A 26469-nucleotide genomic window follows, 5' to 3' on the forward strand; every position below is an offset into this window, starting at 1 on the left:
GCGCCGTTGGGCGTGGCGTGCGGTGTTGGGTCCTGTGGCGGCGTAGGTTCGGTGCCTACATGTTGGGGCCCCGGATGCGGGTGGGAGGGCGATGAAGGCTCGTACGGTGTTCCTGGTGCTGCTCACGGCGGGGGTGGTGGGCACGGCCGCCTGGCTGGTGTTCTTCTCACCCGTGCTGGGCGTGCGCTCGATCGAGATCGTGGGAAATATCACAGTCCCGAGCGAGCGGATCAAGCAGCAGGCCGGCGTGCCCGACCTCCATCCCCTCGCCACGGTCAACCTCGCCGACGTCGAGTCCCGCGTGCTGGACATCAGACAGCTCGCCACGGCCAAGGTCGACCGGATCTGGCCGGGCACGCTCAAGATCCAGGTGGTCGAGCGGGAGCCGGTCGCCGCGATCGCGGCGGGAGGGAAGTTCGCGATCATCGACAAGCAGGGCGTGGTCATCGAGGTGAAGAACTCCGTACCGCCCATGCTGCCGTTGCTCAAGGTGGACAACCCCGCCACGGGCGACCCCGTCATGACGGCGGCGCTGCAGGTCGTCCAGGCGGTGCCGGACGTGATCGCGGGCAGACTCCGGCAGGTGCGCGCCGGGACGGCGGAGGGCGTGACCCTGGAGCTGTCCGACGGGCGTACCGTCATCTGGGGCGGCCCCGACCGGCCCGAGGAGAAGGCCCGCATCCTTACTTCGCTCCTAAAACGCGAAAAAGCGGTCACCCTGTACGACGTCAGCTCCCCGGACGTGGTGACCCTGAAGTGATCACGATCGTCAGGGTCTGGCAACTGCGGGGCAAGGGCATCGCCCAGGCGGTGCGAGGCGGGGGTCGCGGCGTGAGAGCCTGTAAGCCTGTGGTTGGACGGAGGAGTGCCCCGACCAGGCGCGACTGCGGAGCGAAACGGACAGCCCGCGACACGCCGGACGTGCTTGCGGCGCGGTTAGTTGACCCGCCTGGAGCGTAACTCCTACTGTCCGTATCAATCCTCAGGTTGACATAAATCTAAATCTCAACCTGAGGTTGAGAGTTACCCGAACTAAGAAAAAGCGGATCCAATCCGCACCGAATTGCAAGTCAACGAGCGGAAAGGCCCCTCGTCGTGGCAGCACCGCAGAACTACCTCGCGGTCATCAAGGTCGTCGGCATCGGCGGCGGCGGAGTCAACGCCGTCAACCGGATGATCGAAGAGGGACTCAAGGGCGTCGAGTTCATCGCGATAAACACCGACGCCCAGGCGCTGCTGATGAGTGACGCCGATGTGAAACTCGACGTCGGCCGTGAACTCACGCGCGGACTGGGCGCGGGCGCCAACCCCGACGTCGGCCGGAAGGCGGCCGAGGACCACCGCGAGGAGATCGAGGAGGTCCTCAAGGGGGCCGACATGGTCTTCGTCACGGCGGGCGAGGGCGGCGGCACCGGCACCGGCGGCGCCCCCGTCGTGGCCAACATCGCCAGGTCGCTCGGCGCGCTCACCATCGGTGTCGTGACCCGGCCGTTCAGCTTTGAGGGACGGCGCAGGGCCTCACAGGCCGAGGCGGGCATCGAGACGCTGCGCGACGAGGTCGACACGCTGATCGTGATCCCCAACGACCGGCTGCTGTCGATCTCCGACCGGCAGGTGAGCGTGCTCGACGCGTTCAAGGCCGCCGACCAGGTGCTGCTGTCCGGTGTGCAGGGCATCACCGACCTGATCACCACTCCCGGTCTGATCAACCTCGACTTCGCCGACGTCAAGTCGGTCATGTCCGGCGCCGGCTCGGCCCTCATGGGCATCGGCCACGCCCGCGGCGACGACCGCTCGGTCGCGGCGGCCGAGATGGCGGTCTCCAGCCCGCTGCTGGAGGCCAGCATCGACGGCGCCCACGGCGTGCTGCTGTCCATCGCGGGCGGCTCCGACCTCGGCCTGTTCGAGATCAACGAGGCCGCGCAGCTCGTGTCCATGGCGGCCGCGCCCGACGCCAACATCATCTTCGGCACGGTCATCGACGACGCGCTCGGTGACGAGGTGCGGGTGACGGTGATCGCCGCCGGTTTCGACGACGTGCCGGCACCGGCGGAGAAGCAGGTGCCGCGCCCGGCGAGCCGTCCCGCCGCGCCGCCGCCCGCGCCGCCCGTGTCGTCTCCCGCGCGGCCGAGCCTCTCGTCTCCCAGCGTGAAGTCCGAGCCGCCCGCGGCGCGCCCTGAGCCGCGTCCCGAGCCGCGCGACTTCCGCTCCGAGCCGCGATCCGACTTCCGGCCCGAGCCCCGCCCTGAGCCCCGTCCTGAGCCGATGCGGTCCGAGGCGCGCGCCGACTTCCGGCCCGAGCCGCGATCCGACTTCCGGCCGGAGGCCCGCCCTGAGCCCCGTCCTGAGCCGGTGCGGCCGGTGGAGTCCGTGCAGCCTACGGTGGGCCCCGCCCCGGACGCCGACGAGGCCGTCGCCGACGAGCCGTCCGGCCCCGTCTCCATCCCCCGGCCCACGCCCGAGCCCGCCAACCCGCCCACGCCCATCACCTCCCGCATGTCGGAGCCCGCGAAACGTCCTCGGGTCGTCTTCGAGGAGCAGGAAGAGGAGCTCGACGTCCCGGACTTCCTCAAGTAGCCCGCCGCCTGACGCCGCTCCCCGCTGCGACGGGAGCGGCGCCGTCGCGTTCTTGTGAGATGGTCGCGCGAGGGGTGGAAGGCCCGGCCCGCGGGGCAGGAAAGGTGGCTGCTGTGCTGAAGGCGTGCGCGAGCGGTGCTGACGGACGCGAGGCTGCCGGTAGTGAGGGGGAGAAGTTGGTGAGAAGGGACGAGATCGCGGCCGGGCTCGCCGAGGTCGACGCGCGCATCGCGGAGGCCTGCCACGCGGTGGGGCGCGACCGCGGCGAGGTCACGCTGATCGCCGTCACCAAGACCAGACCCGCCGAGGACGTACGGATCCTGTCCGACCTCGGCGTGCGGGACATCGGCGAAAACCGCGACCAGGAGGCCGCCCCCAAGGCCCGTGAGCTGGCAGGGCTGCAGCTGACCTGGCACTTCGTCGGCCAGTTGCAGACCAACAAGGTCCGTTCCGTGGTCGGCTACGCCGACGTGATCCACTCCGTCGACCGGCTCAGGCTGGTGGAGGCGATCAGCAAGGAGGCGGTGCGCCAGGGCCGCAGGATCGGCTGCCTGCTGCAGATCGCCCTCGACGACGACCCCGCCAGGGGCGGCGCCCGCCCGGGTGACGTGCTCGCGCTCGCGGACGAGGTGGCGCTGGCCGAGGGCCTGTGGCTGGGCGGCGTGATGGCGGTCGCGCCGCTGGGCGAGGACCCGGCCAAGGCGTTCGCCCGGCTCCGTGACTTGGCGCTGCTCCTGCAGGAGCAGCACCCCCGGGCCACGATGATCTCGGCCGGGATGAGCGATGACCTCGCCGAGGCCGTCGCCTACGGCGCGACACACGTGCGGATCGGTACGGCGTTGCTCGGTCGCCGCAAGCCCTTCGTCAGGTAATGTCCCCTCAAGTGGGTCTTCAGGCCCATGACCAAGTAGAGGTCGATCAGCGGTGAGCTCCAGGGGGGTACGCCTACCGCCTCGGGACCCTGACACGGGCCCGAGCGAGTGCGACCATGAGCAGGAGGACGACGTAGCTATGGCCGGCGCGATGCGCAAGATGGCGGTCTACCTCGGTCTCGTGGAGGACGACCGCTACGAGAGGTATGAGACCTATCCGGACGACTACGCCTACGAGGACGAGGTGCAGCGGACCGGCGAGGAGCGGCCCGTGGCGGTCCAGGACCGCGACGACGAGTCCGACCCAGGAGTGCCCGCCCCCAGGCCCGCCACGACGATTCTGGAGCGCCGCACGACCGATCTGGCCCGCATCACCACCCTCCACCCACGGACGTACAACGAAGCGCGTACGATCGGGGAGCACTTCCGGGACGGCACCCCGGTCATCATGAACCTGACCGAGATGGTTGACAGTGACGCGAAGCGGCTCGTCGATTTCGCGGCAGGTCTGGTCTTTGGCCTACATGGCAGCATTGAACGTGTTACCAACAAGGTGTTCCTGTTGTCCCCTGCCAATGTCGAGGTGACCGCCGAGGACAAGGCCCGAATCGCGGAACGCGGGTTCTTCAACCAGAGTTAGAGTCTCTGTATGTCTATCGCACCCAACCAGGTCTCGCCGAGACCGGGAGGGCGCATCAGAAGTGGAGGCACGGCCGGGCCGTGGGGATCGTCAGTCAGATCTTGGTCGTTGTCCTGTCTCTTTATTTGGTGCTGCTCATCGGCAGGATGATCTTTGAGACGGTGCAGGCGTTCGCCCGGCAGTGGCGACCGTCCGGTGTCGTCCTGGTGCTGGCCGAGGCCACATACACCGCTACAGACCCACCCCTCAAGTTCCTCCGCCGTTTCATTCCTCCGCTCCGGTTGGGTACGGTGGCCTTTGACCTAAGCTTCACCGTGCTCTTCATCGTCGTGCTGATCCTGATCCAGATCGCCGGGTCGCTGCGATGACAGGGCCGGTGTGGCACCGGTCGTGATCCAACTCGTGTCCGCGCTGAAGTGATTCGGGTTACCGTCCCTCCGGACAGACTCCAAGCGCGCCAAGGAGACCAAAAATGCCGCTGACGCCCGCTGATGTGCGGAACAAGCAGTTCAGTACCACCCGGTTGCGGCCGGGCTACGACGAGGAAGAAGTCGACGCGTTCCTCGACGAGGTGGAGGCTGAGCTCGACCGCCTGATCCAAGAGAACGAGGAGCTCCGCGCCAAGCTGGCCGAGTGCCTGCGCGGGAAGGTGCCGGGCGGCATGAACATGCCCATGGCCTCCGCCCCCGTCCAGGAGCAGCCCAAGCCCGAGATGATGGCGCCCCCGCCGCCGCAGCCCGAGCCCATGCGGGCCCCCGAGCCGCCGCCCGTGCAGCAGCCGGTCCCCGTGGCCATGAACATGCCTCCCGCCGAGGACAACATGGACACCGCGGCCCGCGTGCTCGCGCTCGCCCAGCAGACCGCCGACCAGGCCATCTCCGACGCCCGCCGGGAGGCGGACGACACGGTGACCCGCGCCAGGCGCGAGGCCGACGAGATCCTCACCAAGGCCCGCCGCCAGGCCGAGCAGGTCATCGGCGACGCCCGGGCCCGCGCCGAGACGCTGGAGCGCGACGCGCAGGAGCGCCACCGCCAGGCGATGGGCTCGCTGGTGCAGACCCGCGACGAGCTCGAGCGCAAGGTCGAGGAGCTGCGCAGCTTCGAGCGCGAATACCGCAGCAGGCTCAAGCTCTACCTGGAAAACCAGCTCGCCGAGCTCAACGTCGCGGCCGAGGGCAGCGGCGGGTTCCCGGTGATGTCCGGTGGTCCGCAGCAGGGCCAGGCCCCCGCCATGTCGCACGCCGTGCCGCAGGGTCAGCCGCCGCTGCCCGGTGGTCCCAGCCCGTTCGGCGGCGAGGCTCCGCAGGGCGCCTTCCCCGGTGGTGACGGTCCGCACAACGACCGCCGGTAAAGTAGCGGGTCACTAGGACCTGTCACTCGAAAGAGCCCCCTGTGATCCTTATCAGTGCTGGTTTGGTGCTCGCGGCGGTCGTGCTGCTGATCGCGGGCTTCGTACTGGCGAAGCCGTTCCTGATCATGTGGTCCATCGTGGTCAGCGTGCTGTCCGCGCTGTTCCTGGTGATCGGGGCGTTCTTGCGGCGTAACGAGCTGTTTCCCGGTGGCGGGCAGGCCGCTGCGCCGGCCACCCCCCCGAAAGGGCTCATGCCGCCCGGCCTCCCGCACTCCCAGACCGGCCCCACGGCTCACCAGCCACCACCCCGTCCGCGTACCGCGACCGTCCCGGCGGCCGGCGGGCGCAGGCCAGCGGGGAGTGGCGTCGCTCCCGGCGCGATCGTGCTGGTGATCCCGGGACGCAGGAGATACCACGTGCCCGGCTGCCGGCAGTTGAGCGGTCGGGGTCACGAAGAGCTCACCTACGAGGAGGCACGCGAGGAGGGTTTCACGCCCTGCACGACGTGCCTGCCCGACGCCGCGCTCGGCGGACGGCAGTTGCCGCCTGCCGCCGACCCCGTCGTCCCACCCGGCTCCGCGTTCGCCGCGGAGGGCCGGGCGGAAAACTCCGCGGAGACCCGCGACGTCCGTTCGCCGGTCGCACCGCCGAAGCCCGGCACCAAGGCTTCCACCCCCGCCACGGAGCCCGCGACCTCCCCCGAGGAGGGCGCCGCCGCGTGGTTCGGTCCTTCGCCCGCCTCGCCCGCGGGCCGGGGCACACCGCCCTCCGCCGCCGAGTCGGATGACGAGCCGGCGGAGAAAGAGACTTCTTACTTCCGGCCGCCGTCGGCGCTCAGATCCGAGCCGCCAGCGGGCCCGGCCTCCTCCCGCCCCGGCACTCCGTCCCAGCCGCCGGGCGCGAAGCCGTCCGGTACGCAGTCCCCGGGTTCGCAGTCTTCCGGCTCGCAGTCGTCCGGTAAGCCTTCGCAGCCTGCCGGGACGCCCGAGCGGTCCGGCGCCAAGCCGTCGACGACGCCCGGCCGGCCGGCGGCCAGGCCGGGGCAGTCCCCGGGCAAGCCCGGATCGCCGGGCACCCGGACGGGGCAGGCCGCCTCCAACGCGTCCGATGACGACGACGCCTTCGAGCCCGCCACGGCCCCGCAGCCCCGTGTCACCGCTTCCGGGGCACCCGTACGCCCGGGATCCGCTTCCGAGCCGTCGCAGCGCCCTTCTGGGGCCGCCAAGAAGACCGCCTCGGGAGAGCCGGGCGCGGTGGTGCACCCGCGTCCCGCATCCTCGGCCGAGTCGGAGGCCAAGCCCAAGGGCCCGCTGCCCACGGGGCCCGGTGGGGGCGCATCCACCAGGTCGTCGGGCGAGCGCCCGAGCACGAGTACGGGCACAGGCACGAACGCAGGCGCGGGCGCGGATACGGCCGCGAGCACGGGGATGGGCGCGGGTGGCAGGACCGGTGGCGGCTCGGCCTCCGGCTCCAAGCCTGGAGCCCCCGGTGCTGGGGGCAAGCCCGGGACGCCCAGCCCGAGGCCCGGCGGCTCCGGCGCGGGCTCGAAGGGCGAGACGACCGCCAGGACGGACACCTCCAAGGCCGACACCGCCGCCAAGGCAGGCGTGACCGGGGGCGACGCGGCCAAGGGCGGTGCGGCCAGGGGTGCCACGGCCAGAGGCGAGGGACTAAGAGGCGAGGGGACCGCCAGCGAGGGGTCCGGTTCGGCGTCAAGGAACGGCGGAGCGCCGGTCACCGCGTCGAAGAACGGCGGATCTGGTGACGCGCCGAAGACCGGCGGCTCGCCCGCAGCGGGTGGGCCGGCCGGGACGCCGAAGACCGGCACGCCGGGTGCGACGGCCGCGACGAGCGGTTCGGGCGCCGCTGCCAAGAGCGACAGCCCGAGCGCTGCCCCCAAGACGGGTGGGTCCGGTGTGACGGCCAAGGGCGGGTCATCCTCGGGCACGTCCAGGCCGCAGACGGCCGGCACACCCCCGAAGACGCCGGCAGCGGGCTCCGAGTCCGACGCCGCCGGTTCCCCCAAGGCCGGTGACTCGTCCACGGGTGGTGGCGCGGGAGCCGAGGGCGAGCGTACCGGCCCGGTGAAGGTCATCGTCGGCACCCGCCGCTACCACAGCACCGCGTGCCCGCTGATCCGGGGCGCGGGCGAGACGGGCGTGGAGACGATGACGCTGGCGGCGGCCGAGGCGGCGGGTCTGACGAGCTGCTCGGTCTGCCAGCACGACCGCGAGACGGTCAGCTGACGACCTTCCACTGAGTGGCAACCGTCCCGGGCCTGTCCCGGTCGTGGGGCCGGGACCTGGTGTGGTCGCGGCCCCGCGGGTGTCTGGACGTGAGGGTTATGCGCGGCGGAGCTGGAAGGTCAGGGGCAGGTCCTCGTCCGTGTGGGACGGGACGTCCGTGGCCGTGCCCTCCGTGAGGGTGGTCGCCAGGACCTCCTCCGCCACGACCCCGCCCTCGGCGCGCAGGGCGGCGGCCAGGTCCGGGGAGGAAGTGGTCCACCACAGGTCGATGCGGTCGGTGATGGACAGACCCGTCGACTTGCGGGCCTCCTGGACCAGACGGATGACCTCGCGCAGCAGGCCGGCGCGGCGCAGGTCGTCCGTGAGCTCCAGGTCCAGGGCCACCGTCTCGCCCGTGCCCGTGCCGATCGCGCCCGTCTCCACCGCCCAGCCCGCGCGGGGCTGCTCGGTGACGATGACGTCGTCGGGGCCGAGCATGATCTCGCCCAGCTCGTCGGACTCCACCATGACCGTGGCACCGGAGCGCAGCGTACGCGCCACGCGGGTGGCGTCGGCGGCGGCCACCGCGGCGGCCACGAGCTTGGTCTGGGAGCCGAAACGCTTGCCCAGAGCCCGGAAATTGGGCTTCACGGTGTAAGACACGAGATCAGCGCTAAATCCGGACATGTCCTCAAGCGCCTGCACGTTCAGCTCGTCCGCCACCAGGCTCCGCAGCTCCCCGGGGAGCTGCGGCCAGTCGTGCGCCCCGACCAGGGCCCGGGCCAGTGGCTGCCGGGTCTTGACACCGGAGGAGGCCCGGGCCGAGCGGCCCAGCTCCACCAGGCGGCGGACCAGCGCCATCCGGTCGGAGAGCACGGGGTCGAGCAGGTCCTCGCGCACCTCAGGCCAGGCCGCCAGGTGCACCGAGGCCGGCGCGTCCGCGGCACGCAGCACGTCCCAGAGGTAGTCGGTGAGGAACGGCGTGATGGGGGCCATCAGCCGCGTCACCGTCTCCAGGCACTCGTACAGGGTCGCGAACGCCTCCTCCGAGCCCTGCCAGAAGCGGCGGCGGGAACGGCGGACGTACCAGTTGGACAGGTCGTCCAGGAAGTCGGCCAGGCGGCGGCCCGCCCGCTGGGTGTCGTAGTCCTCCAGGGCCGTGGTGACCTCTGCCACCGTCCTGTGCAGCTCGGCCAGCGCCCAGCGGTCGAGCAGCGGGCGCTCGGCGGCCGGCGTGGCCTGGGCCAGCCGGGACGGCGTCCAGGACTCGGCGTTGGCGTAGAGGGTGAAGAACGACGCGGTGTTCCAGAGGGTCAGGAGCACCTTTCGGACGATCTCCTCCAGGCCGTTGTGGCCCACCCGGCGGGCCGCCCACGGCGAGCCGGAGCAGGCCATGAACCAGCGCAGCGCGTCGGCCCCGTGCTGGTCCATCAGCGGGATCGGCTCCAGGATGTTGCCCAGGTGCTTGCTCATCTTGCGGCCGTCCTCGGCCAGGATGAGGCCCAGGCAGAGCACGTTCTCGTAGGAGGACTGGCCGAAGACCAGGGTGCCGACGGCCATCAGGGAGTAGAACCAGCCGCGGGTCTGGTCGGTGGCCTCGCAGATGAACTGCGCCGGGTAGACGCCCTCCGGCCTGCCGCGCTCGCCCCACTGCGCGAACGGCATGGAGCCGGAGTCGTACCAGGCGTCGATGACGTCGGGCACGCGGCGGGCGAGCGCGCCGCACGAGGGGCAGTCGAAGGTCACGTCGTCGACGTACGGGCGGTGCGGGTCGAGCGCGGAGACGTCCCGGCCCGCCAGGTCGCCCAGCTCCGCCAGCGAGCCCACGCACGTCACGTGGGACTCGTCCGCCGTGCACACCCACAGCGGCAGCGGCGTGCCCCAGTAGCGCGAGCGTGACAGCGACCAGTCGACGTTGTTGCGCAGCCACTCGCCGAACCGGCCCCACTTGATCGTGTCCGGGTACCAGTTGGTCTTGGCGTTCTCCGCCAGCATCTGGTCCTTGACCGCGGTGGTGCGGATGTACCACGACGGGAGGGCGTAGTAGAGCAGCGGGGTGTGGCAGCGCCAGCAGTGCGGATAGCTGTGCTCGAAGTGGCCGCCGCGGAAGAGCAGTCCGCGGGCGCGCAGGTCCTCGGTCAGCTCCTCGTCGGCGTCCTTGAAGAACCTGCCGCCGACCATGGGAACGTCGTCGAGGAAGCGGCCGTCGGGGCCGATCGGGTTGACGATCGGCATGTCGTACCGCTTGATCACGGCCAGGTCGTCGGCGCCGAAGGCGGGCGCCTGGTGGACCAGGCCGGTGCCGTCCTCGACGGTGACGTAGTCGCCGAGCACGACGTAGTGCGCGCCCGGGATGTCGACCAGGTCGAACGGGCGCGTGTAGGTGGTGCGCTCCAGGTCGCGGCCGGTGTAGCGGGCCACCTCCGTGGTGTCCTCACCGAGCACCGGCAGCAGCGGCTCGGCCACCACCAGGATCTCGCCGTCCGCGGTACGGGCCGCGACGTAGGTCACGTCGGGGTGCACGGCCACCGCCGTGTTGGACACCAGCGTCCACGGGGTCGTCGTCCAGACCAGCAGCGCGGCGCCCAGCTCGGCCAGCGGCCCCGAGGTCACCGGCATGCGCACGTAGACCGACGGGCTGGAGACGGTCTCGTAGCCGCCGGGCTGGCCGAGCTCGTGGTCGGACAGGCCGGTGCCGCAGCGCGGGCAGTACGGAGTGATGCGGAAGTCGCGGAACAGCAGCCCCTTGTCGAAGACGACCTTCAGCGACCACCACACCGACTCGACGTAGGAGGGGTCCATCGTGCGGTAGGCCTGGGACAGGTCGATCCAGTAGCCCATCCGCTCGGTCATCTGCTCGAACGCGTCCACGTGCCGCAGCACCGACTCGCGGCACTTGGCGTTGAACTCGGCGATGCCGTAGGTCTCGATGTCCTTCTTCCCGGACAGCCCCAGCTCGCGCTCGACGCCGACCTCGACCGGGAGGCCGTGGCAATCCCATCCGGCCTTGCGCGGGACGCTGAACCCGCGCATGGACTTGTATCGCGGGAACAGGTCCTTGAACACGCGCGCCTCGACGTGGTGCACCCCGGGCAGGCCGTTGGCGGTGGGCGGGCCCTCGTAGAAGACCCAGGCCGGATTGCCGGAGTTCTGCTCCACGGAACGCTCGAAGACCTTCCCGTCGCGCCACCGGTCGAGCACCTCGCGCTCCAGCGCGGGCAGGTCGACCTGCGAAGGAAGAGAGCGGAAAGACGACATTTCTGGTGGGACCTCCACGCGTGGACCGGCTGGACGGCGTGAAGGGACGAAGCCTGGCGGCTCCGCGGTACCACCCTTCTTGACCCCGCCGGGGCGGGGCCCTCTTCTTTTGGTCTGCTGCCGGGTCTAATGAGCTCGGATGAGCCGTTCTTCCGGCGGCTCCGGGGTGATATCCCTCACAGTCGGGCCCCATCAACGCCTTGCAGTCTCAAACCATAACGCAGAGTGGAGGCGAAGGCTTCCCGGTTTTCCTGGTGACGCACAGGGGTGTCACCGTAAGTGTCACAACTCCGGTCGTGAAGACGTAAAGCCGACAAAGTTGTGGGAATGGACGTCCGTGTTGAGGAGTTGAATGCGCGAGGCGGGATAGTACGGGGGAGGTAAACCGTCCGGCGGGTCGTTTGCCGTTCCGTTATCAGGATCCTAAGCTGCCCGCACCCTTTACGACCTTGATCAGCAATGGGAGGCAGCCATGGCGGCAGTCACGCAGACCGCTACACCGTCGATGTGGTCGGGCGAGGAGCTGGCCGAGGTACGCGGCAGGCTCCAGAGCGAGATCGACGAGCTCAACGCGGACATCCTCCGCCACGAGTCCGAGATAGCCTCTGGAGACGTCACCCAGGGAGCCGGCGACGACCAGGCGGACGCCGGCGCCAAGACGTATGAGCGCGAACGCGAGATCGCCCTTACCCTGAATGCGCGCGATCTGGTCGCGCAGAACGAGCGCGCGATCGCCAGGATCGACGCAGGGACCTATGGAGTGTGCGAATCGTGCCACAAGCCGATCGGCAAGGAGCGTCTCCAGGCGTTCCCGAGGGCGACGCTGTGCGTGGCCTGCAAGCAGAAGGAGGAGCGCCGCTAACTCCGGCGGAGTCTCCGGCGCCGGCAGAGCCGTCAGAGCCGTCAGCGCCTGCAGCGCCGGTACGCAAGTCGCGCAAGCTCCTCTTCGCCGTCCTCATCGTGCCGGCGGCCGTGATCTACACGGCCGACCTCGTCACCAAGACGGCGGTGCTGCGCACACTCGAGGGGAAGGCGCCGCTGGTCGTCATCCCGGACGTGCTGCAGTTCCGGGTCATCTTCAATTCCGGTGCCGCCTTCAGCATCGGCACCGGAATGACGCTCATCCTGACCATCATCGCGGCGTGCGTGGTCGTCGCCATCGTGCGCACCGCCCGCAAGCTGGGCAGCAAGGCCTGGGCGGGGACCCTGGGCCTGCTGCTCGGCGGAGCGCTCGGCAACCTCACCGACCGGCTGCTGCGCTACCCCTCGGGGTTCGGCCGCCCCACCCAGTTCCAGGGGCACGTGGTCGACTTCATCGAGGTGCTCCCCGGCCATTTCCCCGTGATCGGCTATTTCCCCGTGTTCAACATCGCCGACTCGGCGATCGTCTGCGGTGGCATCCTCGCCGTGTTCCTGGCCTGGCGCAACGTACAGATCGATGGGGCCAGGGAGGTGCCGAAGGGTGACTGAGCAGCGGAGCCTGCCCGTGCCCGACGGGCTGGAGGGCGAGCGGCTCGACGCCGCACTCGCCCGGTTGTTCGGCTTCTCCCGCACGCGCGCGGCCGAGCTGATCGGTGACGGCGAGGTGCTGGTGGACGGCAGGCAGCCGGCCAAGTCGGACCGGGTGCACGCCGGCGCGTGGCTCGACGTCACACTGCCGCCCCCGGTCACCACCCCCATGCCGGTGGCCGAGCCGGTGCCGGGCATGTCGATCGTGTACGAGGACGACGACATCGTCGTGGTCAACAAGCCGATCGGGGTGGCCGCCCACCCGACGGTCGGCTGGACCGGCCCCACCGTGATCGGCGGCCTGCTCGGCGCCGGGCACACCATCGCCACCAGCGGCGCGGCCGAGCGTCAGGGCATCGTGCACCGGCTCGACGCCAACACCACGGGGGCGATGGTGGTGGCCAAGAGCGAGCACGCCTATTCGCGGCTCAAGCGGGCCTTCAAGGAACGCACGGTGGACAAGCGTTACCATGCCCTGGTCCAGGGGCATCCGGACCCTTTCAGGGGCACTGTGGACGCGCCCATAGACCGCCACCCGTCGGGCGACGGCCGGTTCGCGGTGGTCGCCGGCGGCAAGCCGTCGGTCACCCACTACGACACGGTGGAGGCGTTCCGGGCGGCCTCGCTGCTGGACATCAAGCTGGAGACCGGGCGCACGCACCAGATCAGGGTGCACATGGCGGCGCTGCGCCACCCGTGCGTGGGCGACCTCCTCTACGGCGCCGACCCCACGCTGGCCGCCCGGCTGGGGGTCACCCGGCAGTGGCTGCACGCGGTCACGCTCGCGTTCGAGCACCCGGCGAGCGGGGAGTGGGTGTCGTTCAGCACGGACTATCCGCAGGACCTGCAGAAGGCGCTCGACATCGTGCGCGCCGAGTCCTGATCAGCCGCCCGGTCCCGGTCAAGCGCTCCTGATCAGTCCTCCGCCGGGTCGTCCGATCCCTCGACCCGGCCGGGGGTCTCGGAGGGGGCCTCCTCCTCCCCGGACGCGGCCGGCGTCGGCCGCCGCGACTCGCTCGGGCCGGCCGTGGCGGTCCTGGACCGCTCTCTGGCGGGCGGAGAGGCGCTCGCCGTTCGCCGGGCATGGGTTCCCTCCGTAGGCGGCGCGGGAGCCTCTGAGGCCGGCTGTGGGACCGGCACGGTGGCCTCAGCCGAAGGCCGGGAGGAGTGGGAGGCCGTCGTCTGCACGGCCGGCTCGGAGCCACGCGGGGTGGGGGGCACGTCGTCGGGACGGGTGGTCCACCAGGCGGCCCCGCCCGTGACGACCGCCACCGCCAGCGTGCCCGCGACGATCGCGACCAGCGGCGGCCGGCGGCGCCGCGCCGGGCGCCGCGGCACGGTGAACGGCCGCGTCTGCGTGGCCGGGCCACCTTCCATGATCGCCAGCAGCCGTCGTTCGGCCTCCTCCAGCGACATGCGCCGCACCGGGTTCTTGTGCAGCAGCCCGAGCAGTACGGGCCCGAGCGGCCCCGCCCGGGCCAGCGGCGGCGGCTCGGCGTGCATGACCGCGCCCAGCGTGGCCAGCGGGTTCTCGCGATGGAACGGCGAGTGGCCCTCGACGGCCAGGAAGAGGGTCACGCCCAGCGACCACAGGTCGGAGGCGGGCCTGGCCTGGCCGCCCGCCGCGCGTTCCGGCGCCATGAACGCCGGGGTGCCGATCAGCACGCCCGTCCTCGTGACGGACGCCTCGTCCTCCGTGGTGGCGATGCCGAAGTCGGTGAGCACCGCCCTGCCGTCCGCGGCGACCAGCACGTTGTCCGGTTTGACGTCGCGGTGCAGCACGCCCGCCGCGTGGGCGGCGCGCAGCGCCTCCAGGAGTTGCAGCCCGAGGTCGGCGGCCCGCGACGGGGGCATCGGGCCCTCGTCGCGGATGACCTCGCCCAGGGTGCGGGAGGGGACGAGCTGCATGACGATCCAGGGGTGATCGTGCTCCTCCAGGACGTCGTACACGGTGGCCACGCCGGGGTGGGCCACCCGGCCCGCCGCCCTGGCCTCGCGGAAGGTCCGTACGGCGAACTCCTCGCGTTCAGGACCCGTCATGTCGGGCGGCGGCAGGATCTCCTTCAGCGCCACGTCCCGGCCCAGCACCTCGTCGTGTGCCTGCCACACCGTGCCCATGCCGCCCTTGCCGATCATCCTGAGCAGCCGATATCGCCCACCGATCATCCCCGCTGAGTCGGACATGCACGGCGACTACCCCAGAAGTATCCGGACAAGCGCGGTCACCACAGCCGCCGTGGCCAGTACGACCAGGAAAGGCGCCCTGAACAGCAGCGCCACCACCGCGGCCGCGAGCCCGGCGGTGCGCGCGGGCTCGAACACCAGCTCGCCCCGCTCCGTGAACATCTGCACCGCGACCAGCGCCGCCAGCAAAGCGACCGGCACCAGCTCCGCGAACCTGCGCACCGCCGGATGATCGAGCACCTTGCGCGGCGCGGCCAGCCCGGCCAGCTTGAGCGCGTAGCAGCCCGCGCACAGGGCGGCGATCGCCCACCACAACGTCATCGCGCCGACACCACCAGCACCGCCGCCGCCGACAGCAGCACGGGGAGACCGGGCGTGAGGAAGGGGGTGGCGCACAGCGCGATCGCCGCCGCGACCGCGGCGAGCCGGCGCAGCTCGGCGCTGCCCGCCAGCCGGGGCCACAGGATGGCCAGGAACGCGGCCGGGCCCACCACGTCCAGCCCCAGCACGCCGGGGTCGCCCAGGGACGACGTGCCCAAGGAGCCGGCCAGCGTGGTGAGGTTCCAGGTGACGTACAGGCCGGCGAACGTGACCGTGAAGCCCGTGCGCGCCGCCTCGGGGGAGGGCTGGGCGAGAGCGACGGCGGAGGTCTCGTCGATCACGCCGTGCGCGGCCAGCAGCCGGCGCGGGCCGCGCACGCGGAGGAGGCCGGCCAGGCGCAGGCCGTACAGGGTGTTGCGGCCGCCCAGCAGCAGCGCGCCCAGCGTGGCGGCCACCAGGTCGCCGCCCGCGCCCACCGCGCCCGTCAGCGCGAACTGCGAGGCGCCGGTGAACGTCAGCAGGCTCAGCACGCACGCCTGGGGCACGGTCAGGCCCGCGGTGACCGCCGCGGCGCCGAAGGCGACACCTGACAGCCCCACGGCCAGGCCCACGCCCAGACCGTCCCGCACGGCGGCGGAACGGTGTGTTGTCTGTTCCATGCCGCCCGAGGCTAGGCGGCGGGGGAATCGCCGGTCTTGTACGTTCCTGCAGCGCGCTGGTAGGCGGCGGGCGGAACGCCCATGATGCGCTTGAAGTGACGGTTGAGGTGAGCCTGATCGGTGAAGCCCACCTCGGTGGCCACCTGGGCCGGGCGCATGCCGGTCAGCAGGAGGTGGCGCGCCCGGCGTACCCGGAGCGAGGTGAGGTAGGCGTGCGGCGGCAGGCCCGTCGCGGCCTTGAACGCCCGCAGCAGCGCGAACGGCCGTGCCCCCACCGCGCCGGCGAGATCGTCCAGCGTCGGCGGGTCGACCAGCCTCTCGTGCAGCAGGTCGAGCGCCTCGCGCACGGCACCGCGCCCCGCGCCGGGCGCCGCCGCGGCGGGCCGGGGCGCGGCGTGCCTGGTCAGCAGCCGGGCGAACAGGGCGCGGCTCAGCGTCGAGGCCGCCAGCGCGTCACCGCGCTCGGCCGCCAGGTGCGCCCGGCCGAGCAGCGCCGCCACCGCCTCGTCGCGCACCACCTGCTCGGGGAAGTACGGGGTCGAGCGCGGCGCGCCCAGATCGGCGGCGATCCCGGCCAGCGCTTCCACCGACGGGTAGAGCATCCGGTAGGACCACCCGCCCGGGGTGCCCGCCTGGCCCGTGTGCACGGCGTCCGGGTTGACCAGCACGATCTCGCCCGCGGCGGCGCGGTGCAGGGTGCCCCGGTAGTCGAACTCCTCCACGCCCGTGGTGATCAGGCCGATCGCGTAGCCGTCGTGCGCGTGCCGGGCGAAGCGGTGGGTGACGTAGCGGGCCTTGAGCAGGTCGGTCCCGGGCACCGCCGGGTGCCGCCAGAAGCGTGCCTGCTCCTTCACCGCGGTTTGAAGGTGTTCGTGAACGTCTCGAAGAAGTGCCGGTCCCTGGTCCAGCGGGAGTGCGGGGTCTCCCAGTAGATGGCGAACGGGCGGCCGCCGGCGGTGACGAAGTTGCGGTTGATCACGTGGATCGGCGAGCCGTCGCGCAGCCGGGTGAACTCCCAGTCGGCGGCCTTGCGGCCGAGGTAGGTGAGGGGGGTGATGCCGAGGCGGTCGTATCCCTGGAACTCGCCCTTGGCCAGGATCTCCTTCTCCAGGGCCTGCCACTGCTTCACCGGATCCTGCCAGGGGGTCTCAGGAACGGTCCACTCGACGATCAGCGTTCCGGGGGTGCCGGGGCCGCTCATGGAGACGCTGTCCCTGGTGGGGTGGCTGGTGGCGGTCCAGCGGTCGGGCACGGCGATGGAGAACCGGCCCTCCTTGCTGGTGAAGGGCCGCCAACCGGCGGGCACGGGGCGGCTCGTGGTCGGCCCAGCGGTCGGATCTGTGGTGGGCTCACCGGTCGGCTCTGCGGTCGGCTCTGCGGTCGGTCCGGCGGTCGGCCCCGTGGCCGGCCCCGTGGCCGGCCCGGTGGCCGGGCCGGTCGTGGGGACGGGGCTGGTCGGGGGCGGGTTCGTCGTCCAGCGCTCGGACAGCAGCACGCCGCCCGTGCCCAGCACCGCGAGCGCGGCGACCGCGGCGGGAACGCCGATCCAGAGCGCCTTGCCGCGCCTGGGGCGGGTCGAGACCGCCTGGTGGGGCCGGCCGCCGGCCGCGCCGGGCCCGGTCGAGCGCCCGCCGCCGGTCGTCTCCGGTCCGCGTCCGTGGCCGGTGGTCTCCGGGCGGTGCGGGTGCGCGTGGCCGGTCGTCTCCGAGGTGCCCGGGTCCGGTTGCCGGGGGGCGGTCGTCCGGGTGTCGCCCGGGTGGGGGCCGGTGACGGCGCTCCAGGACCCGGCCGGGGACCGGTTGTCCGGGCGGGCGGGCGGGTGGCGGGCGGTGGTGGCCGCGTACAGGAGCCTGGCGGCCTCCGCGGCGGGGATCCTGGCCGCCGGGTTCTTGTGCAGCAGGCCCATGATGACCTGCTCCAGCGCGCCGGCGCGGGCCGGCGGCCTGGGGACGTCGCGCAGCACCGCCGCCACCGTCGCCGCCCACGAGTCCCGCTTGAACGGCGGCTCGCCCTCGACGGCCGTGTACAGCGTCGCGCCCATCGACCACAGGTCCGACTCCGGCCCGGCGGGCCGGCCGTTCAGCCGCTCGGGCGGCATGTACGCGGGCGTGCCCACCAGGTTGCCGGTCGCCGTCAGCCCCGCCTCGGCGTCGAGCGAGGCGATGCCGAAGTCGGTGAGCACGACCCTGCCGTCGTCGGCCAGCAGCACGTTTTCCGGTTTGACGTCGCGGTGCAGCACCCCGGTGGCGTGCGCGGCCCGCAGCGCGTCCAGCACCCGGCCGCCGATCACCGCGACCTGCTCCACCCGCAACGGCCCCTGCTCGCGCACCACCTGGGCCAGCGAGCGGGACCGGACGAGCTGCATCACGATCCACGGCCGCCCGTCCTCCTCGACGACGTCGTGGATGACCACCACGGACGGATGGTCCAGGCGGCCCGCCGCCCGCGCCTCCCTGATGGTCCTGCGGTTGAGCTCGGCCCGCTGGGCCTCTCCGACGCCCGTGTAGCGAACCTCCTTGACCGCCACCGTACGGTCGAGCAGCTCGTCGTAGGCCCGCCACACCACGCCCATGCCGCCCTCACCGAGCGGCTCGATGAGCCGATAGCGGTTGCCGACCTGCCTTTCCACGCGGGGAAGCTTACTTCTTGCCCTTGAAGGTCGCGTAGAAGCCTTCGAAGAAGTCGTAGTCGGCCTTCCAGTGGCTGTTGAGGGTGTGCCAGTAGATCGCGTACGCCCGCCCGTTGTCCATGACGACCGCGCGGTCGCGCACCCGGGTCTTGCCGGTGTTGGTGTTCCAGGTGAAGTCCCAGTCGGCGGCGGCCTTGATGCCCTCCGGGAGGTCGTCGACCTTCGTGATGCCGATCTTCTTGTAGCCGCCGAAGCCCCTCTTGAGCTTCGGCTCCTGCTTCTTCCAGTCCTCGACCGGGTCCTTGCCCGGCTTGGCCGCCTCCTCGATCATGAGGTAGGTGGCGTGGGACGCGGCGCCGGGACCCCTGAACTGGACCTGCCTGCCGCTGCGGGTCCACTCCTTCCAGCCCTTGGGCAGCCCGATGGAGAAGCCCATCTTGTCCTTGTGCGTCTTCCAGCCGGCCGGCAGCGGGTCCTTCGTCGGCTCCTCGCTCGGCTTCTCGGTCGCGGTCTCGGCGGGGGTGGCCGAGGCCGACGGCGGGACCGTGGTGGGGGCCGTGGAAGGCGCCGACGGCGGCGGGGAGACACTCGGGGAGGACCGCGGGACCGTCTGGGCCTGCGTGTCGCGCGGCTCCGGCGTCTCGTCCGGAGCCGCGCGCAGGCCGAGGTAGCCGCCCACGCCGGCGACCAGCACCACCGCCAGAGCCGCCGAGACGACCAGCCCGGTGCGGAGCGTGCCGTCCGGCCTGGCCGCGTTCACGGTGGACTCGCCGGACGGCGGAGGCGGCTCCTGGGGCGTGCCGGCCCCCACGCCGGCCAGCCGGGCCCCGGTCTGGGGGAAATCCGGGGCCGGCACCAGGTCCGGGTCGGTCGGGGTGTCGTCCTCCACGGGCGCGCGCTTGAACGCGGCCACGGCCGGCATCTGCAGCCGCTTGGCCACCGGCGACTTCCGCGGCCCGGCCGACGGCTGGGTGACCGGGAACTGCGCGGTGGGCGGCGGGCTCGCGTCCGCGATGACCTTGCGCAGCAGCCGCTGCGTCTCCTCGTACGTCAGCCGCTGCACCGGCTCCTTCAGGAGCAGGCCGTTGACCACCTCGGCGAGCGGGCCCAGGTGCTCGGCGGGATCCGGCTCGTCGGTCAGCACGGCGTGCATCGTGGCCAGCGCCATCCCGCGCTCGTGCGGCGAGCGGCCCTCCGCGGCCGTGTACAGGGTGGCCCCCAGCGACCACAGGTCCGACTCGCGCCGCGCGGGCAGGCCCTTGAGCCGCTCGGGCGCGATGAACGCCGGCGTGCCCGCCAGGCCCGTCACCGTGAGCTGCGTCTCGGTCTCCAGCGTGGCGATGCCGAAGTCGGTGAGCACGACCCTGCCGTCGTCGGCCAGCAGCACGTTTTCCGGTTTGACGTCACGGTGCAGCACGCCCGACTCGTGGGCGCGGTGCAGCGCGTCCAGCACGGCCAGGCCGATCTCGGCCACCCGCTTGGCCGGCAGCGGCCCGTCCTGCTTGATCACGGCGCCCAGGGACCGCGACTGCACGAGCTGCATGACGATCCAGGGCCGGTCGTCCTCCTCGATCACGTCGTGCACGACGATCACGTTCGGGTGCTCGAACCTGGCCGCCGCCCGCGCCTCCCGCATCGTCCGCCGGTTCAGCAGCTGCACCTCTTCGCCCAGCGCGGCGGCGTATCTGACCTCCTTGACCGCCACCGTGCGGTCGAGCAGCTCGTCATGGGCACGCCACACGATGCCCATGCCGCCCCTGCCGATGGGCTCCTGCAATTGGTAGCGGCCGGCGATGCGGCGCCCCTCCTGCTTGCGATCCGACGTCAACGGCCTCGTACCCTCCTCTAGGCCAAGAAATACTCCCATAGCGACGGATCAACGGCGACTCGCCGGAAGGTCAGTCCACCATGTGAGCCTAGCTGTCCAGCAGGTGGAGTGGGGGGTGTAAGGTTCAGATATGACTTGTCGCCACGCGTTTACCGAGCCGGCTCCAGGAGGGCCGGTCGTCGGATAGCGACCACCTGGAGTCGGCACAGGGCAGAGACGACCCGGTCTCTGCCTTTTTGGTTTGCTGCCGGTTCCAGGGACCGGCCGAGTGGGGGAGTCGGGATGTCATCGACCTTGGAAAGACACGCCGTCGCGGTGGGCGAGCTGCTCGTCGGCGAGGGGCCCGCCGTGGTGATCGGCGGACGGGTCAGTCTGCGGGCGCACCGCGGGCAGGTGGACGCGCGCGAGGTGCTGAGAGAGCGGGCCGCGCTGGTGGAGCCGTTCTCGGCGGCCGAGCTGCCGGCCATCGCCGAGCTGGCCGACGCCGTGGTGGTGGGGGCCGCGTGGACGCGTGACATCCCGCTGGTGCGGGCGGCCTCCGGGCTCGGGTTGCCGGTGGTGGTGGAGCGGCGTTCGTCGGCCTCCATGGAGGAGTGGCTGATGCTGGCCGACTACTGCGCCGCCGAGGGTGACGGGCGGGTCATCCTGTGCGAGCGGGGTCGGCTCGACCTGGGGCTGATGCGGGCGGCACGGGCCGCCTCCGGGCGGCCGGTGCTCGCGGACGTGTCCCAGGACGTGGGCCTGTCGGCCGCGGCGGTGGCGGCCGGGGCCGACGGGCTGATCGTGGACGGCGGGCCGGAGCGGGACCTCACGGGCGAGTCCGGGCGTACGGGCGGGGCCGGGCGTTCCGGCGTGATCGGGACCTACAAGGGGGCAGGGGTCGCGGATCCCGTGCGGGGTGCGGCTCGGGGGTTCGTACGGGCGGAGGACCTGGCGGACGGCCTGGTGGCGCGGCTCCAAGTGGGCCCGACCGCGGACCAGGCGCCGGTGCCGGGCCAGGCGGAGGCGCGGCGCGTCGCCGAGGAGGCCGTCACGATCGTCGGGGCGCTGATCCGGCACGAGACACCCGCCACCCTGCCGGAATGCAGGGAGGCGATCGACCGGGTGGACGCCGCGCTGGCCACGTTGCTGGAGCGGCGGGTGGAGCTGGCGGGGACCGTGCAGCGGCTCAAGCCGGTCGGCGGGTTCGCGGGGCGCGACGCGGACAGGGAACACGCGCTCGTCGTCGCGATGGCACGGCGGGCGCCGACGCTCGGCGAGGCCCTGCTGGCGCCGATCATGAACGCGATCATCGAGGCGGGCCTGCACCTGTCGGAGCAGCGGGGCCGCGAGTAGGCGTCTCCCTACGCCTCCGGTGGTGGTGCGGCGGGCGGGCACGCCCGTCCGGTCAGGGGGCAGCCTGGCACGACCTGTCCGGTCAGGGGGGCGTCAAACGGTAGTTGTTCATGGGGCGGCCGGGGCCGGCGGCGATCTGGCGCGTGATCAGGTCGGCGAAGCGGCGGTAGCCGTCGCCTGTCGGGTGGTAGCTGCGGGCGTTGACCGTGAGTTCCTCCATGTCCACGTTCAGCCCGTTCAGATACGGCTGTGGCCGGCCGACCTCGTGGCCCGTGAACGACTCGTAGGCGTCGACGTACTCGACGCTGCCGGGCGCGCCGAAGGCCGCGATGGCGCGGTCGAAGTCCGCCGCCACCGAGCCCGCCAGGTCGTTGAGGCGCCTGGCCACGGTGTTGAGCCAGCGCTGGTCGGCCGGGCTGAGGTTGTCGACGGTCTCCGTGGGGTTCGCGGGGAACGGGCGGGGGTAGCCGAGGACGATGATGCGGGCGTCCGGCGCTCGTACGCGTAGCTCCTTGAGGACCTTGAGCAGGCTCGGGCCGAGCTCCTCGATGCGGCGGGAGACCGCCGGCTCCTGGTCGACACAGGCCGTGGACCACGGCAGCTTGACGATGCAGCTCGTGAGGACCTTGGTGAAGCCGGCGTCGTTGCCGCCGATGCTCAGCGTCACCAGGCCGGCCGAGGAGTCGACGCGGGAGATCTGGGGCGGCTGGCCGTGCTGGCCGGACAGGAGCTGGCGGGTGGTGGCGCCGCTGCAGGCGTAGAAGGCGGTGCCGCCGGGAAACCGGTACGCCTGCGCCACCACGGGCACGTACGAGCCGGTCGCGCGGTGGCAGCGGTCGGCGCCGTCGTCGACCGGCTGCCTGTCGAGGTCGTAGACGCCCTCGCCGGAGGAGTAGGAGTCGCCGAGGGCGACGTATTTGCCCTTCTGGGCGACTTGGACGGGAGACAGGCGGGTCAGGTGAGGTAACTGGCCCGGGGGCGGGGTGTCCGCCGGGCAGCCGGCGTCCAGGAGGGCGCAGGCCAGCTTCGGATAGACATCCAGGGAGACGCAGGCCAGGGCGAGCGCGACACCGATCGCGGCGGCCACGAGCGGCCGGACGACCCGGCCGACCCGGCCGACCGGCGTCCGGCGGGCAGCCGGGACGACCTCGGGCGACGGCCGGTCGGCCACGTCGGGCGGGCCCGCCGGTTTGGGGCGGTCGGCCACGTCGGGCGGGTTCGCGGCTCCGGGAGGGGTGGCCACGTCGGGCGGGCTCACCGGTCCGGGGCGGGCGGCCGGGGCCGTGGTGGCCGGTTGGCTCGCAGGTCCCGGATGGTCCTTTCGGTCTGTGGCGTCCAGCGCGTCCTCCCGAGCCCCGAATGGCGACCTCCTGCGCCATCGAGACTACCCAGCGGCCGGTCGGATCGGTCGGCATCAGTCGCCGGACTCCAGGCACGGCTGGGGCCTGCGCGCGGCGCGGCGGCGGCGTACGGTCCGCCAGCCCACGGCGATGCTCGCGACCAGCGCCGGGATGAGGAAGAACGCCACCCGCTGGTCCTGGTCGGCGAACGGCATCAGCAGCACCACCAGCGCCAGGAACGCGAGCGTCAGCCAGTTGGTGTACGGGGAGCCCGGCATCGGGAACGTCGAGCGGTGGCCCGACTTGCGCAGCCGGAGCTGGCAGTAGACCAGCACGCCCCACGTCGTGATCACGCCGAGCGAGGCCACGGCGGTGGCGATGTTGAAGGCGCGTTCGGGGAGGAAGTAGAACAGGGCCACCCCGGCCAGGAACGTGCTCGCCGTGAACACGATGCCGCCGATCGGGACGTGGCGGGAGCTCAGCACCCCGGCGAAGCGGGGGGCCTCGCGCTTCATGGCCATCGAGCGCAGGATGCGGCCCGTGGCGTACAGGCCCGAGTTGCAGGACGAGAGCGCGGCGGTGATCACGACGAGGTTCATCGCGTCGGCGGCCCAGGGCACGCCCAGACCGGAGAAGACCGTCACGAACGGCGAGGTGTCCGCGCGGTAGGCGGTCCACGGCAGGACCATCCCGAGCAGCGCCACCGAGCCCACGTAGAAGATCGCGATGCGCCACACGACGCCGTTGATCGCCCTCGGCATGATCTCGTGCGGCCGGGCCGTCTCGCCCGCCGTGATGCCGACCACCTCGATCGCCGCGTACGCGAACACCACGGACTGCAGGCTCATCAGCACCAGCGGGAAACCGGTCGGGAAGAAGCCGCCGTGGGAGACGAGGTTGTGCGGGCCCGCCTCGCCCACCGCGAACACCACCAGCACCAGCCCAACGACCAGGAACACCGAGATCGCCAGGACCTTGAGCATCGCGAACCAGAACTCCAGTTCGCCGAACAGCCTGACCGACAGCGCGTTCACCGTGAGCACGAAGCCCAGGGCGATCAGGGCCGTGAGCCACTGGGGGAAGACGGGGGCCCAGTAATGGATGTAGGCGGCTATCGCGGTCAGCTCGGCGATGCCGGTGAACGCCCAGTTGATCCAGTACATCCAGCCGCTGGCGAAGGCCGCCCACGGGCCGACGAACTCGTTGGCGTATTCGACGAACGATCCCGACGACGGGCGGTAGAGCACCAGCTCGCCGAGTGCCCGCATGACGAAGAACGCGGCCACCCCGGCGGCGGCGTAGGAGAGCACGAGGGCGGGGCCGGTGGCGGCCAGCCGTCCCCCGGCGCCGAGGAACAGGCCGACGCCGATCGCACCGCCGATGGCGATCATCTGGACCTGCCGGTTGCCCAGCGCGTGCTTGTATCCTTCGTCTTCCGGCGTGCGCACTCGGTGTCTCCTCGACTACATAAGGTGAGCACGACGATATCGGTGCCGCTGGGCGGGGAGGTCCCGGCGCGCCGGTTCTGTCGGTGGGGGCAACCAGAGTTCGGAGCGCACCGGAACAACACGAGACCGGGAGGCGCCGCTCCATGTCGTCCAGCGACTCGTTCGTCCACCTGCATGTCCATACGGGATACTCGATCCTGGACGGGGCCGGCGTCGTGCACCGGGTGTGTGGGAACGGCACCCCCGTGGGTGGCTGTTGCCGGGTATGGGGGGCCGGGGTGTGAAATGAGGGGGAGGGGATGGCAAAGCGCGACGTGGCCTTCTGGTGGTGTGGTGAAGGAGGATCGCAGTGTGAGTGAAGCGCACTACATGACAGCGACCGAGATGGCACACCTCATCAGGACCGGGCAGGCGAGCGCCGTGGAGGTCCTGCAGGCGCACCTCGAACGGATCGAGCAGGTCAACCCTCGCGTGAACGCCATCGTGACGCTGGTGGCCGAGCAGGCGCTCGATGCCGCGAGGGCGGCTGACAAGGCGGGGCCGGGGGAGGTGGGGGAGCGGCCGCTGCACGGCGTGCCCGTGGCCCACAAGGATCTCGTCGACACCGCAAATATCCGGACAACCTACGGATCACCGCTTTTTTCGCAAAATATCCCGGACAAGGATGACCTGATCGTCGAGCGGCTCCGCGCCGCCGGGGCCATCACCATCGGCAAGACCAACACCCCGGAGTTCGGCACCGGCTCCCACACCGTCAACGAGGTCTTCGGCGCCACCAGGAACCCCTACGACCTGACCAAGTCCGCGGGCGGCAGCAGCGGAGGCGCCGCCGCCGCGCTGGCCACCGGCATGGTCCCGCTCGCGGACGGTTCCGACATGGGCGGCTCCCTGCGCAACCCGGCCTCCTTCTGCAACGTCGTCGGCCTGCGCCCCACCCCCGGGCGTGTCCCGTCCGTGTCCGACACCGCCGCCTGGTACACCCTGTCCGTCAAGGGCCCGATGGCCAGGACGGTCGAGGACGTCACGCTGATGTTCGGGGCCATCGCCGGGTTCGACCGCCGTTCCCCGTACGCGATCAAGGAGGTGTTCGCGCCCGAGCCCGAGCAGGGCGTGGCGGGGTTGCGGGTGGCGTGGAGTCCGGACCTGGGCGGGCTGCCGGTGGATCCGAGGACGGCGGCGGTCACGGCGACGGCGCCCGCGGTGTTCGAGCGACTGGGGGCCCGCGTCGAGCGGGTGGAGCTGGACCTGTCCGACGCCGAGGACGCGTTCAGGACCTATCGGGCCTGGAACTACGCGCTGTCGTTCGACGACCTGGCGGGGCTCGGCCCCAACACCGCCTGGAACGTCGAGCAGGGCCGCCAGGTCACCGGCGCCGACCTGGCCCGGGCCGAGGTCGCCCGCAGCCGCCTCTACCAGCGCATGGCGGCCTTCTTCGACGGCTACGACGTGCTGATCGCGCCGGTCAGCCAGGTGCCGCCGTTCCCGGTCGAACACCCCTACGTCGGCGAGATCAACGGCGAGCGGATGCCCGACTACCTGGCGTGGATGCGCTCGGCGTACTGGATCAGCGTCCTGCACGCCCCGGCCGCGTCGGTGCCGGCCGGGTTCACGGAGGACGGGTTGCCGGTGGGGGTGCAGATCGTCGGCAGGCCGTTCGAGGACGCCAGGGTGCTGCGCGTGGCCCGCGCGTTCGAGCAGGCCACCCAGCACGGCCTGCGCCGCCCACCCCTCTAGGGAAGTCCCCCGAACGGCTGCCGCAGCGGCGACTCGCGATACCCGTGCATGCCCTCCAGCAGCCCGAAGAACCCCACCGCGAGAAGAGGCCAGGACACCAGGACCCCGGAGGCGGTGAGCCTCAGCGCCCCGGGGACGACCTTCACCCCGGGCACGGCGGCGGCCTCGACCACGACCGCCCCGATCGTGAACGTGGACCCGGCCCACAACGTCAGCATCGCCGCCAGCAGCCCACCCGCGCAGAGCCCGAGCAGCACCGCCAGCATGAACCGCCGTCCCACGAACCACGCGACCCCGCCACACAGCAGCCCCAGCCCGCCGGTGATCACCGCGAACCAGCCGTCGGCCGCGATCAGCGCCTGCGTGGAGGGGTCGGCCAGCACCGTCCCCTGCGTCGTGACCTCGTAGGGCGCCCGGGGCGTCAGCCCCGACCAGAGCAGTCCGGCGGCGACTCCGAGAGCGGCGAGTGTGAGGACAGTTACCGCAAAAGCGCGTACTTCCCTCGTCACGCCACTCCCCCTCACATGTACGCCTGAATCAGCTCGATGGTATCCCCCGG

22 protein-coding genes are annotated in these 26469 nt (G+C 71.8%); 12 read left to right on the plus strand and 10 right to left on the minus strand.

The window, feature by feature from the left end; translation table 11 throughout:
* The first annotated feature begins 91 nt into the window (after positions 1 to 91).
* The 7 genes from ABGB18_RS22550 (at position 92) to ABGB18_RS22580 (ending at position 7686) form a co-directional block, all read left to right on the plus strand.
* Complete coding sequence (locus ABGB18_RS22550; protein WP_347697532.1) at positions 92 to 760, plus strand: FtsQ-type POTRA domain-containing protein; 669 nt, start codon at positions 92 to 94, stop codon at positions 758 to 760.
* 335 nt (positions 761 to 1095) lie between these two features.
* Entirely contained in the window at positions 1096 to 2577 is a 1482-nt protein-coding gene (ftsZ, locus tag ABGB18_RS22555) for a cell division protein FtsZ (protein ID WP_347697533.1), read from the plus strand.
* A gap of 179 nt (positions 2578 to 2756) precedes the next feature.
* Complete coding sequence (locus ABGB18_RS22560) at positions 2757 to 3449, plus strand: YggS family pyridoxal phosphate-dependent enzyme (RefSeq protein WP_347697534.1); 693 nt, start codon at positions 2757 to 2759, stop codon at positions 3447 to 3449.
* Positions 3450 to 3588: 139 nt separating this feature from the next.
* Positions 3589 to 4089 (plus strand): cell division protein SepF, encoded by a 501-nt coding sequence (gene sepF, locus ABGB18_RS22565; protein ID WP_347697535.1) that lies wholly within the window; start codon positions 3589 to 3591, stop codon positions 4087 to 4089.
* A gap of 80 nt (positions 4090 to 4169) precedes the next feature.
* Positions 4170 to 4457 carry a YggT family protein gene (locus tag ABGB18_RS22570; protein ID WP_138667303.1) on the plus strand — a complete coding sequence of 96 codons (288 nt, stop codon included), beginning with the start codon at positions 4170 to 4172 and terminating at the stop codon, positions 4455 to 4457.
* Between the two features lie 104 nt (positions 4458 to 4561).
* On the plus strand, positions 4562 to 5440 hold the full coding sequence (locus ABGB18_RS22575) for a DivIVA domain-containing protein (RefSeq protein ID WP_347697536.1): 879 nt from the start codon (positions 4562 to 4564) through the stop codon (positions 5438 to 5440).
* Between the two features lie 41 nt (positions 5441 to 5481).
* Complete coding sequence (locus ABGB18_RS22580) at positions 5482 to 7686, plus strand: hypothetical protein (RefSeq protein ID WP_347697537.1); 2205 nt, start codon at positions 5482 to 5484, stop codon at positions 7684 to 7686.
* A 96-nt stretch (positions 7687 to 7782) separates the two neighbouring features.
* On the opposite strand, the gene ileS is transcribed toward ABGB18_RS22580, so the two are convergent.
* Entirely contained in the window at positions 7783 to 10923 is a 3141-nt protein-coding gene (ileS, locus tag ABGB18_RS22585; protein WP_347697538.1) for an isoleucine--tRNA ligase, read from the minus strand.
* Between the two features lie 472 nt (positions 10924 to 11395).
* On the opposite strand from ileS, the gene ABGB18_RS22590 reads away from it, so the two are divergent.
* The 3 genes from ABGB18_RS22590 (at position 11396) to ABGB18_RS22600 (ending at position 13315) form a co-directional block, all read left to right on the plus strand.
* A complete protein-coding gene (locus ABGB18_RS22590) occupies positions 11396 to 11785 on the plus strand; it encodes a TraR/DksA C4-type zinc finger protein (RefSeq protein WP_347697539.1) in 390 nt (129 codons plus the stop codon).
* A gap of 95 nt (positions 11786 to 11880) precedes the next feature.
* A complete protein-coding gene (lspA, locus tag ABGB18_RS22595; protein ID WP_347697591.1) occupies positions 11881 to 12393 on the plus strand; it encodes a signal peptidase II in 513 nt (170 codons plus the stop codon).
* Positions 12386 to 13315 carry an RluA family pseudouridine synthase gene (locus ABGB18_RS22600; RefSeq protein ID WP_347697540.1) on the plus strand — a complete coding sequence of 310 codons (930 nt, stop codon included), beginning with the start codon at positions 12386 to 12388 and terminating at the stop codon, positions 13313 to 13315. The genes lspA and ABGB18_RS22600 overlap by 8 nt, the downstream gene beginning before the upstream one ends.
* A gap of 32 nt (positions 13316 to 13347) precedes the next feature.
* Here the strand turns inward: ABGB18_RS22600 and ABGB18_RS22605 are convergent, their stop codons facing one another.
* The 6 genes from ABGB18_RS22605 to ABGB18_RS22630 are packed head-to-tail and all read right to left on the minus strand — an operon-like array spanning position 13348 to position 20053.
* Entirely contained in the window at positions 13348 to 14616 is a 1269-nt protein-coding gene (locus ABGB18_RS22605; RefSeq protein ID WP_347697541.1) for a protein kinase, read from the minus strand.
* A gap of 9 nt (positions 14617 to 14625) precedes the next feature.
* Entirely contained in the window at positions 14626 to 14937 is a 312-nt protein-coding gene (locus tag ABGB18_RS22610) for an AzlD domain-containing protein (RefSeq protein ID WP_347697542.1), read from the minus strand.
* Positions 14934 to 15596, minus strand: coding sequence for an AzlC family ABC transporter permease (locus tag ABGB18_RS22615; RefSeq protein WP_347697543.1), 663 nt, complete (start codon positions 15594 to 15596; stop codon positions 14934 to 14936). Before ABGB18_RS22615 ends, ABGB18_RS22610 begins: the two co-directional genes overlap by 4 nt.
* An 11-nt stretch (positions 15597 to 15607) precedes the next feature.
* Entirely contained in the window at positions 15608 to 16450 is an 843-nt protein-coding gene (locus ABGB18_RS22620) for an AraC family transcriptional regulator (RefSeq protein WP_347697544.1), read from the minus strand.
* Entirely contained in the window at positions 16447 to 18225 is a 1779-nt protein-coding gene (locus tag ABGB18_RS22625; RefSeq protein WP_347697545.1) for a protein kinase, read from the minus strand. Before ABGB18_RS22625 ends, ABGB18_RS22620 begins: the two co-directional genes overlap by 4 nt.
* A gap of 10 nt (positions 18226 to 18235) precedes the next feature.
* Positions 18236 to 20053: a protein kinase gene (locus ABGB18_RS22630; RefSeq protein WP_347697546.1), complete on the minus strand. Its 1818-nt coding sequence runs from the start codon at positions 20051 to 20053 to the stop codon at positions 18236 to 18238.
* 282 nt (positions 20054 to 20335) lie between these two features.
* On the opposite strand from ABGB18_RS22630, the gene ABGB18_RS22635 reads away from it, so the two are divergent.
* A complete protein-coding gene (locus ABGB18_RS22635) occupies positions 20336 to 21388 on the plus strand; it encodes a chorismate mutase (RefSeq protein WP_347697547.1) in 1053 nt (350 codons plus the stop codon).
* 82 nt (positions 21389 to 21470) lie between these two features.
* On the opposite strand, the gene ABGB18_RS22640 is transcribed toward ABGB18_RS22635, so the two are convergent.
* Positions 21471 to 22631 (minus strand): SGNH/GDSL hydrolase family protein, encoded by a 1161-nt coding sequence (locus ABGB18_RS22640; RefSeq protein WP_347697548.1) that lies wholly within the window; start codon positions 22629 to 22631, stop codon positions 21471 to 21473.
* Between the two features lie 171 nt (positions 22632 to 22802).
* Positions 22803 to 24176 carry an amino acid permease gene (locus tag ABGB18_RS22645; RefSeq protein WP_347697549.1) on the minus strand — a complete coding sequence of 458 codons (1374 nt, stop codon included), beginning with the start codon at positions 24174 to 24176 and terminating at the stop codon, positions 22803 to 22805.
* 351 nt (positions 24177 to 24527) lie between these two features.
* Between ABGB18_RS22645 and ABGB18_RS22650 the strand changes: the two genes are divergently transcribed.
* Positions 24528 to 25910: an amidase gene (locus tag ABGB18_RS22650; RefSeq protein ID WP_347697550.1), complete on the plus strand. Its 1383-nt coding sequence runs from the start codon at positions 24528 to 24530 to the stop codon at positions 25908 to 25910.
* On the opposite strand, the gene ABGB18_RS22655 is transcribed toward ABGB18_RS22650, so the two are convergent.
* The gene (locus ABGB18_RS22655) at positions 25907 to 26419 is read right to left on the minus strand and encodes a hypothetical protein (RefSeq protein ID WP_347697551.1); all 513 of its coding nucleotides are present in this window, start codon (positions 26417 to 26419) and stop codon (positions 25907 to 25909) included. The two genes, ABGB18_RS22650 and ABGB18_RS22655, sit on opposite strands and share 4 nt — an antisense overlap.
* Between the last annotated feature and the right edge of the window lie 50 nt (positions 26420 to 26469).

The organism is Nonomuraea sp. B12E4 (genome assembly GCF_039871825.1).
GTDB lineage: Bacteria > Actinomycetota > Actinomycetes > Streptosporangiales > Streptosporangiaceae > Nonomuraea.